The 9,276-nt window shown below is 64.0% G+C and carries 8 protein-coding genes and 1 pseudogene; 3 read left to right on the plus strand and 6 right to left on the minus strand.

Annotated elements, in window-relative coordinates; translation table 11 throughout:
* The 4 genes and pseudogenes from IC50_RS10485 to IC50_RS10500 form a co-directional block, all read right to left on the minus strand.
* A pseudogene (locus IC50_RS10485) lies at positions 1-191 on the minus strand (Fe-S cluster assembly protein SufD); the annotation flags it as partial.
* 12 nt (positions 192-203) lie between these two features.
* Positions 204-953 carry a Fe-S cluster assembly ATPase SufC gene (gene sufC, locus IC50_RS10490; protein WP_035703745.1) on the minus strand — a complete coding sequence of 250 codons (750 nt, stop codon included), beginning with the start codon at positions 951-953 and terminating at the stop codon, positions 204-206.
* Between the two features lie 132 nt (positions 954-1,085).
* Positions 1,086-2,582, minus strand: coding sequence for a Fe-S cluster assembly protein SufB (gene sufB, locus IC50_RS10495; RefSeq protein ID WP_035703736.1), 1,497 nt, complete (start codon positions 2,580-2,582; stop codon positions 1,086-1,088).
* A 113-nt stretch (positions 2,583-2,695) separates the two neighbouring features.
* Positions 2,696-3,835 (minus strand): cysteine desulfurase family protein, encoded by a 1,140-nt coding sequence (locus IC50_RS10500; RefSeq protein WP_035703738.1) that lies wholly within the window; start codon positions 3,833-3,835, stop codon positions 2,696-2,698.
* 346 nt (positions 3,836-4,181) lie between these two features.
* On the opposite strand from IC50_RS10500, the gene IC50_RS10505 reads away from it, so the two are divergent.
* On the plus strand, positions 4,182-4,829 hold the full coding sequence (locus tag IC50_RS10505) for an alpha/beta hydrolase (protein WP_024337874.1): 648 nt from the start codon (positions 4,182-4,184) through the stop codon (positions 4,827-4,829).
* A gap of 267 nt (positions 4,830-5,096) precedes the next feature.
* On the opposite strand, the gene IC50_RS10510 is transcribed toward IC50_RS10505, so the two are convergent.
* Together IC50_RS10510 and IC50_RS10515 are read right to left on the minus strand one after the other, a co-directional pair.
* The gene (locus tag IC50_RS10510; protein ID WP_035703747.1) at positions 5,097-5,774 is read right to left on the minus strand and encodes a glutathione S-transferase family protein; all 678 of its coding nucleotides are present in this window, start codon (positions 5,772-5,774) and stop codon (positions 5,097-5,099) included.
* A 96-nt stretch (positions 5,775-5,870) separates the two neighbouring features.
* Positions 5,871-6,974, minus strand: a complete 1,104-nt coding sequence (locus IC50_RS10515) for an anhydro-N-acetylmuramic acid kinase (RefSeq protein WP_035703740.1) — start codon at positions 6,972-6,974, stop codon at positions 5,871-5,873.
* 165 nt (positions 6,975-7,139) lie between these two features.
* Between IC50_RS10515 and tyrS the strand changes: the two genes are divergently transcribed.
* Together tyrS and IC50_RS10525 are read left to right on the plus strand one after the other, a co-directional pair.
* The gene (gene tyrS / locus IC50_RS10520; protein WP_035703742.1) at positions 7,140-8,399 is read left to right on the plus strand and encodes a tyrosine--tRNA ligase; all 1,260 of its coding nucleotides are present in this window, start codon (positions 7,140-7,142) and stop codon (positions 8,397-8,399) included.
* A gap of 56 nt (positions 8,400-8,455) precedes the next feature.
* Positions 8,456-9,276 (plus strand): MFS transporter (locus IC50_RS10525; protein ID WP_035703744.1); only part of this gene is annotated, 821 nt, incomplete at its 3' end.

The following is a 9,276-nucleotide window of genomic DNA, read 5'->3' on the forward strand; positions in this document are numbered from 1 at the left end:
ACCAGCGCGCGCAGGTCGGTGTATTTCCATTCCTCGATCCGGCGGTGCGGCAGGCCGAGACGCTCATAGCTCTCGAACGCCTCGCGGCGCGCCGCGATCACGGCCGGCGACCCCGGCAGGCGGCCTTCGGCGCTGGCGAAGAGATCGCCCACCGCGCGGCCGTTCCCGGTCTTTGCCACAGCAACGTTCATTGCAACCAATCCTTACGCGGCCTCGAACTGGGCGTAGCCGGAGGCTTCCAGCTCCAGCGCCAGCTCCTTGCCGCCGCTCTTCACGACGCGGCCCCTCGACATCACGTGCACGACGTCGGGAACGATGTAGTTCAGCAGCCGCTGATAGTGGGTGATGACGACCATCGCTCGCTTGGGCGAGCGCAGCGCGTTGACGCCGTCGGCCGCGATGCGCAGCGCGTCGATGTCGAGGCCCGAATCCATCTCGTCGAGGATGCACAGGCTCGGCTCGAACAGCGCCATCTGCAGCACCTCGTTGCGCTTCTTCTCGCCGCCGGAGAATCCGACATTGACGCCGCGCTTGAGCATGTCCTGCGGGATGTTCAACGACTTCGAGACCTCGCGGACCTTCTTCAGGAAGTCCGGCGTCGAATATTCATCCTCGCCGCGCGCCTTGCGCTGCGCGTTCAGCGCGGTGCGCAGGAAGTTCATGGTGGCGACGCCGGGAATCTCGACCGGATATTGGAACGCCAGGAACACGCCCTTCGCGGCGCGCTCCTCCGGCGCCATCTCCAGCAGGTCCTCGCCCTTGAACAGGATCTGGCCGTCGGTGACCTCGTAGCCGGGCTTGCCGGCGATGACGTGGGAGAGCGTCGACTTGCCGGAGCCGTTCGGCCCCATGATCGCGTGCACCTCGCCCTCGTTCACGGTCAGCGTCAGCCCGTGGAGGATCTCGCGCTCCTCGACACGAACCTTGAGGTCTTTCACTTCAAGCAAAGCCATCATGTTTTTCCATCTATCTCCTCATCCTGAGGAGCGCCGCAGGCGCGTCTCGAAGGATTGAGGCCACCAATCTTTCCGGTATCCATCCTTGGAGACGGCCGCTTGCGCGGCCTCCTCGGGATGAGGTCCGAGCTAACCGACCGACCCTTCCAGCGAGATCGAGATCAGCTTCTGCGCTTCGACCGCGAACTCCATCGGCAGTTGCTGCAGCACGTCCTTGACGAAGCCGTTGACGACGAGGCCGACCGCCTCTTCCTGCGAAAGCCCGCGCTGGATGCAGTAGAACAGCACGTCCTCGGAGATCTTCGAGGTCGTCGCCTCGTGCTCGAACGTCGCCGACGAGTTCTTGGCCTCGATGTACGGCACGGTGTGCGCGCCGCATTTGTCGCCGATCAGCAGCGAGTCGCAGGCCGTGAAGTTGCGCGCGCCGGTCGCTTTCCGGTGTGCGGTGACAAGCCCGCGATAGGTGTTCTGCGACTTGCCGGCGGCAATGCCCTTGGAGATGATCCGGCTCGACGTGTTCTTGCCGAGATGGATCATCTTGGTGCCGCTATCCACCTGCTGGAAGCCGTTCGAGATCGCGATCGAGTAGAACTCGCCGCGCGAGTTGTCGCCGCGCAGGATGCAGCTCGGATATTTCCAGGTGATCGCCGACCCCGTCTCGACCTGGGTCCAGGAGATCTTGGAGTTGGCGCCGCGGCAGTCGCCACGCTTGGTGACGAAATTGTAGATGCCGCCCTTGCCTTCCGAATTGCCCGGATACCAGTTCTGCACCGTCGAATATTTGATCTCGGCATCGTCATGCGCGACGAGTTCGACCACGGCGGCATGCAGCTGGTTCTCGTCGCGCTGCGGCGCGGTGCAGCCTTCGAGATAGGAGACGTAGGAGCCCTTGTCGGCGATGATCAGCGTGCGCTCGAACTGGCCGGTGTTGCGCTCGTTGATGCGGAAATAGGTCGACAGCTCCATCGGGCAGCGCACGCCCGGCGGCACGTAGACGAACGAGCCGTCGGAGAACACCGCCGAGTTGAGCGTCGCGTAGAAATTGTCCGAGGTCGGAACCACCGATCCCAGATATTTCTGCACCAATTCAGGATGCTCGCGGATCGCCTCCGAGATCGGCATGAAGATCACGCCGGCCTTCTTCAGCTCCGCCTTGAACGTGGTCGCAACCGAGACCGAGTCGAACACCGCATCGACCGCGATCTTGCGGCGCGCGGGATCTTCCTCGCCCACCTTCGGCTCGACGCCTTCGAGCATGGCGACCTCCCGCAAGGGGATGCCGAGCTTCTCGTAGGTCTTCAGGATCTCCGGATCGATCTCATCCAGTGACGAGACCGTCTTCTTCGGCTTCGGCGCCGCGTAGTAATAGAGATCCTGGAAGTCGATCCTGGGATAGTCGACACGCGCCCAGGTCGGCTCCTGCATGGTCAGCCAGCGCCGATAGGCCTCCAGCCGCCACTGCAGCATCCAGTCGGGTTCGTTCTTCTTCTGCGAGATGAATTTTACGATCTCTTCCGACAGCCCCTTGGGGGCCTTCTCGGAGTCGATCAGGGTCTCAAACCCATAACGATACTGGTCGACGTCGATGCGCTTCACGCGCTCGACCGTCTCTTGTACGGCTGGCATTCCATCCTCCGCTCGCGGTTTCAAGGACCGCGGTGGATCAAACTCGGACGAGTATTACGATATTTCTGTGCGGAAAGCACGGGCTTAGAACCGTTCAAGCCGTGTTTCGTCGCTCAACCCTTAAGTAGGGTATTACCAAGCTTTCGCCAAGCCTCTAACGCCCTGTTGATGTCCTCTGGTCCCGTGGACCAGCCCAGACTGAGACGCACCGCTCCCTGGGCCATCGCGGGATCGTAGCCCATCGCCGACAGGACATGGGACGGCTGGACCTTTCCGGAGGAGCAGGCGGAACCGGAGGAGACCGCGATACCTTCCAGGTCGAAGCCGATCACGGCGGTTTCGGCCTTCAGGCCAGGCGCGGTGAAGAGCACGGTATTCGGCAAACGCGCCACATTGTCCGCAAAGACCGTCGCCCCGGCAATGCCGCAAAGGCCATTTTCCAAACGATCTCTGAGGGTTACCATTCGCTTCACATCCTCCGGCAGAGCCTGAAGCGTGACCTTTGCCGCGGCCCCGAAGCCGGCGATCCCCGCGACATTCTCGGTTCCGGCGCGACGGTTGAGCTCCTGCCCGCCGCCACGCAGCACCGGCTCCAGGCCGCCGACCCCCTCGGCCATCACCAGTGCGCCAACCCCCTTGGGGCCGCCGATCTTGTGCGCAGAGAAGGTGGCAAGGTCGGCGCCTACTGACTTGATATCGAACGGAATTTTGCCCAGGGCCTGGACCGCATCGACGTGCAGGAGGCCGCCGGCCTCGTGGACGACGCTTGCGGCTTCAGCGACGGGCTGGAGCGCGCCGGTCTCGTTGTTGGCGGCCATGATCGAGACCAGGGCTGGCGGGCCGTCCTTGAGCTGCGTCTTTAAATGATCGAGGTCGACCACGCCGGAGCGCGTGACCTGGATCAGGCCGATCCTGTCCACGGGGAACCGGCCGCCGGCGAGCACGGAAGCATGTTCAACTGCCGAGACCAGCAGCCGCTCGACAGGGCCGCCAGAAGACCCCCGCAAGCCCGGCGACAGCGCCATCGCGTTCGCCTCGGTTCCAGCGGAGGTGAAGACGACGTTCCGCGGCAGCGCGCCGACCGCGGCTGCAAGCGTCGCGCGGGCCTCCTCGACCAGCCGCCGCGCCTCCCGCCCCTCGGCATGGATCGATGACGGATTGCCGGCCAAATCCCAGGCGGCGAGCATCGCACTGCGAGCTTCCGCGCGCAGCGGCGTGGTCGCATTCCAATCGAGATAAACGCGCGTCGGCATGCAGTATTATATTACCCGATGAGAAAACCGTGGCCTGGCGGCCCGCCCGCCGGACATGGCGCTCCGGCACGCCCTTGGCAACCGCGATTCCATATCCGCGGCGCCCGATGACATCGCAATGACACGCTAACACCTTGAGCCCATTGGGTGATGTTCAAGATGCTTGCTTTTTGACCCTCAGCCTATGTTAGAAGCGCACCGTCAAGTCACCGCGCGCTCTCAGCGCATCACCGCAAGGCGCGCCTTCTCACCCGTCATTCGCGCTTCCGTCGGCATCTGCCGATGAAGCCATAATCGGTTGATTGCTAGGGATCATCTCTCCAGGAAATCAATCAAGAGATCACCGATGCCCGAAGTCATTTTCACCGGCCCTGCTGGCCGTCTCGAAGGCCGCTATCACCCGGCCAAGCAGAAGAACGCGCCGATCGCGATGATCCTGCATCCACATCCGCAGTTCCACGGCACGATGAACCATCAGATCGTGTACCAGTGCTACTACGCCTTCGCGCATCGCGGCTTCTCGGTGCTGCGCTTCAATTTCCGCGGCGTCGGCCGCAGCCAGGGCTCGTTCGACCACGGCACCGGCGAATTGTCGGATGCGGCCGCCGCGCTCGACTGGGCGCAGACCATCAATCCTGAAGCGCGCGCCTGCTGGGTCGCCGGCTTCTCGTTCGGCGCCTGGATCGGCATGCAGCTCCTGATGCGCCGTCCCGAGGTCGAAGGCTTCATCTCGATAGCCCCGCCTGCCAACCTCTACGACTTCTCGTTCCTCGCGCCCTGCCCGTCGTCGGGCCTGATCGTGCATGGCGAGAAGGACGCGGTGGTGCCGCCCAAGGACGTCAACACGCTGGTCGAGAAGCTGAAGACGCAGAAGGGCATCGTGATCGATCAGCAGATCATCCCCGGCGCCAACCATTTCTTCGACGCCAAGCTCGAGCCGCTGATGGAAACCATCACGGCGTATCTGGACATGCGGCTGGCGAACGTGCGCTGAGGCTTCTCCGTGCCCCGGACGCGGTGCATCACGCAGTGATGCGCCGCAGAGCCGGGGCCCATCTTGCTATCTCGCATCGCCACTATGGGTCCCGGTTCTGCGAAGCAGCGCTGCGCGCCGCATCGCGCCCGGGACACGGCCTCGACACAAACTCGTTTGCAACGAACTCGTGCCCCGGACGCAGCGCAGCGCTCCTTCAGCGATGCGCTGCAGAGCCGGGGCCCATCCATCGCCGGGATAGAGTTTAGCGAAATCCGGGCTGTGACATCACGCCGCAAGCTTGAGCAGATGCGCGTCGTGCCGCACGAGGAAGGCGCGCAGCAATTGCGGATAGTCCGCGCCGACCGCAGAACGCACGCTCGGACGTCTCGCGAGTTCGGCCCGCCACGTCCTCACCTTCTGCAACTCCTTGAAGATGCCGAGCTCCGCAAGCTCATCGAACACATCGAAATAGCGGAAGATCGGCGCGAACACCGCGTCGACCAGGCTGAATGCCTCGCCTGCGAAATACGGGCCCGCGCCAAGCGCGGCCTCGACACGCGCGAATTTCGCCGCGAGTGCCTGACGCTTGCTTTCGAACGTCGCAGGGTCGGTCGTGGTCTCCAGGCCCCAGAGATCGCCGAGGATCGCCGAGCCGAACTCCATCCAAGCGCGATGCTCAGCGCGCTCGAGGGCTTCGGCTGGATGCAGCCTCACGCCGCCCTGCGTCTCCTCGATGTACTCGCAAATCACGTTGCTCTCGAACAGCGCGACCTCGCCCTTCTCCGTCGTCACCACCAGCACCGGCACCTTGCCGAGCGGCGAAAGCTTCAAGAACCAGTCGGGCTTGTTGGCGAGATCGATGTCGATCCGCTCGAATGGCACGCCCTTTTCCTTCAGCGCGATCACCGCGCGCTGCACGTAGGGACAAAGCTTGTGGCTGATGAGCTTGAGCGAAGTCGTCATGGCAATGATCCCGGCGGTTAGATGCAGCTGCATTGAATATAGATGCACTTGCATACACTCGTCAAGATGGATGCATCTGCATCAACTGCGGTGGCCTCAGGGCCGTGCGATCACCCCGCCCGTCATCGGCATCGGCACGCCGGTGGTGGCCGGATAGGACAACGGCAAGCCCTTCAGGCCGCGCGCAGCGAGGAAGCCGAAGGCCTGCGCCTCGATGGCGTCGGAGGCCCAGCCGAGCGTCTCGGCGGCTTCAACGGTGGCCGAGCCCACCCGCTCCCGCAGCATCCGCAGCATGGTGAGGTTGCGGGCGCCGCCGCCGCAGACGATCCAGCTACGCGGCCGGCGCGGCAGAAGCGGAATGATGCGGGCGATCGCGGCCGCGGTGAAGGCGGTCAGCGTCGCCGCGCCGTCGGCCGGAGGCGTCTCCCCGAGCTTCAGGGTGGCAAAGTCGTTGCGGTCGAGCGATTTGGGCGGCGGCAGCGCAAAGAACGGCAGCTCCAGCGCGCGGGCAATCCAGGCCTCATCCGCCTTGCCGAGCGCTGCGAACTTTCCTTCCGCATCGAACGCCTGGTTCATGGTGCGGTACATGAAATCGTCCAGCAGCGCATTGCCGGGGCCGGTATCGCAGGCGATCAGCGTATCGTTGCCGTCGATATAGGTGATGTTGGAGACGCCGCCGATATTGACCACGACGATCGGCCCCTCTCGCTCCAACGAATTGGCCAGCGCCCGGTGGTAGACCGGCACGAGGGGCGCGCCCTGCCCGCCCGCCTCGACGTCGGCGGCGCGGAAATCATGCATCACGGGGATATGGATCGCCCTCGCCAGTGCCGGCGCGTCGCCAATCTGCACCGTGAGCCGTTTTTCGGGCCGGTGCAGCACGGTCTGGCCGTGAAAGCCGACGATGTCGATGTCCTCCGGCCTCATGCGGTTCTGGGCGACGAACGCGGCAACGGCCTCGGCATGGGCCTGCGTCACCGCACGCTCGGCTTCGGCCAGGATGCCCGGCCGAGCGTCGCGTTGCGAAAGGTGCACGGCCTCATTCAGCGCCCGGCGCAGCAGGTTGCGCTCTGCCGGACTATAGGCCCGGTAGCCGGACGGCCCGAACGCCTTCACCTGCTTTCCGTCGGTTTCGATCAGCGCGACGTCCACCCCGTCCAGCGAGGTGCCGCTCATCAAACCGAGTGCCGTCAACATCATGGATCAGCGTCCTCAAGAGACCCGCCCTGGCCTGCCGATCTTGTGCCAGAGGGACACATCTTATAATGCCAACGCGCCAAGTGGCGGGCGGTCATCGGGTTCCCCCCGAAAACCCTTAAATTGCCCCCAAAACAGTAAACCAAGAATTGTCAGGCACGCCGACAGATGACCGCATTTAAATCTAAATCGGATTTCCTCAATATCCTGCAGGAACGTGGATTCATCCACCAGTGCTCCGATTTCGAGGGGCTGGATGCGCTTGCCGCCAAGGGCGAGGCCATCGCCTATGTCGGCTACGATTGCACCGCCCGCTCGCTGCACATCGGCAATTACCTGACCATGATGATGCTGCACTGGCTGCAGCAGTCCGGCAACAAGCCGATCACGCTGATGGGCGGCGGCACCACCATGGTGGGCGATCCCTCCGGCAAGGACGAGACGCGCGCGATGCGCACAATCGCCGAGATCGAGGCCAACAAGGAATCGATCCGCGGCGTGTTCGCAAAGGTGCTGCGTTATGGCGAGGGCAAGAGCGACGCCATCATGCTCGACAATGCGGAGTGGCTGACCAAGCTGAACTGGATCGAGATGCTGCGCGATGTGGGCCGGCACTTCTCGGTCAACCGCATGCTGACCATGGACTCGGTGCGGCTGCGTCTCGAGCGCGAGCAGGAGATGAGCTTCATCGAGTTCAACTACATGGTCTGCCAGGCCTACGACTTCGTCGAGCTGGCCAGGCGCACCGGTTGCCACCTCCAGATGGGCGGCTCGGACCAGTGGGGCAACATCATCATGGGCGTCGATCTCGGCCGCCGCATGGGGACCCACCAGCTGTTCGCGCTGACGACGCCGCTGCTGACGACCGCGTCGGGCGCCAAGATGGGCAAGACCGCGCAAGGCGCGGTCTGGCTCAATGCCGACCAGTTCAGCCCTTACGATTTCTGGCAGTACTGGCGCAACACCGAGGACGCCGACGTCGGCAAGTTCCTGAAGCTGTTCACGACGCTGCCGATCGCCGAGATCAACAAGCTCGAATCGCTCGGCGGCTCGGAGATCAACGAGGCCAAGAAGGTGCTCGCGACCGAAGCGACCGCGCTGCTGCACGGCCGCGACGCCGCGAACGAAGCGGCGGAGACCGCGCACCGCACCTTCGAGGAAGGCGCGCTCGCCGTGAGTCTGCCGACCGTGGAAATTCCGCGTGGCGAGCTCGACGCCGGCCTCGGCGTGCTCAACGCCTTCGTCAAGGCAGGCTTGGTTGCCTCCAACGGCGAAGCGAGGCGCCAGATCAAGGGCGGCGGCCTGCGCGTCAACGACGCGCCGATTACCGACGAGAAGATGGCGCTGTCGGCGGGCAATCTGACGCCGGAAGGCGTGATCAAGCTGTCCTTCGGCAAGAAGAAGCACGTGCTCATCAAGCCTGCATAGGCGTATGAGCTTTTCACTGCTTGTCAGGGCGCGCCGAAGCGCGCTCCCTGACGGCAATGGACCAGAACACGCCCAAGGAAGCGAGCACGGAAGCGAGCAAGGAACGAGCCGGAAGCACCGGGCCGAACGCGGTGCGCACCGCACTCGTCGTGCTCGGCCTGTGCTTTACGCTGGCGGTTCTTGGGCGCGGGCTCAGCGAGAGCTTCACTGTCTTCCTGAAGCCAATTTCCGAAAACTTCGGCTGGGATCGCGCCCAGGTCGTTTCGATCTATTCCCTCACCTGGCTCGTCAGCGGGCTGACCGCGCCGCTGGTCGGCCGCCTGTTCGATCATTCCGGACCGCGCATCGTCTATGCGCTCGGACTGTTCCTGCTCGGCGCGGCCTTCCTGATCGCAAGTCACGCGCAAGCACTCTGGCAATTCCAGCTTTCGATCGGCATCTGCCTCGGCATCGGCGTTGCCTTCATCGGCAATGTGCCCAACTCGATCCTGCTCGGCCGCTGGTTCGGTCCAAAGCTGCCGACCGCCATGGCGGTGGTCTATTCGGCGATGGGCGGCGGCGTGCTGGCATTGCTGCCGGCCTCGCAGCTTCTGATCGATCATCTCGGCTGGCGCGAGACCTATCAGGTCTACGCCCTCGCCGCGCTCGGGCTGCTGGTGCCCCTTCTGCTCCTGCCCTGGCGCATGTTCGCGGCCGGCTCACCGCACGTCACCAAGAAGAGCGATCCGGATTTCGTCGACGGCGGCTGGACGCTTGTGAGCGCGATGCGTCACCATGCCTTCTGGGCACTGTTCTCGACCTTCTTCTTCACCGCGGTCGGCATGTATTCCATCGCGGCGCAGATCGTGGCCTATCTGATCGACGCCGGCTTTCCGCC

It is taken from the genome of Bradyrhizobium genomosp. I (2014), assembly GCF_000261685.1.
GTDB lineage: Bacteria > Pseudomonadota > Alphaproteobacteria > Rhizobiales > Xanthobacteraceae > Bradyrhizobium.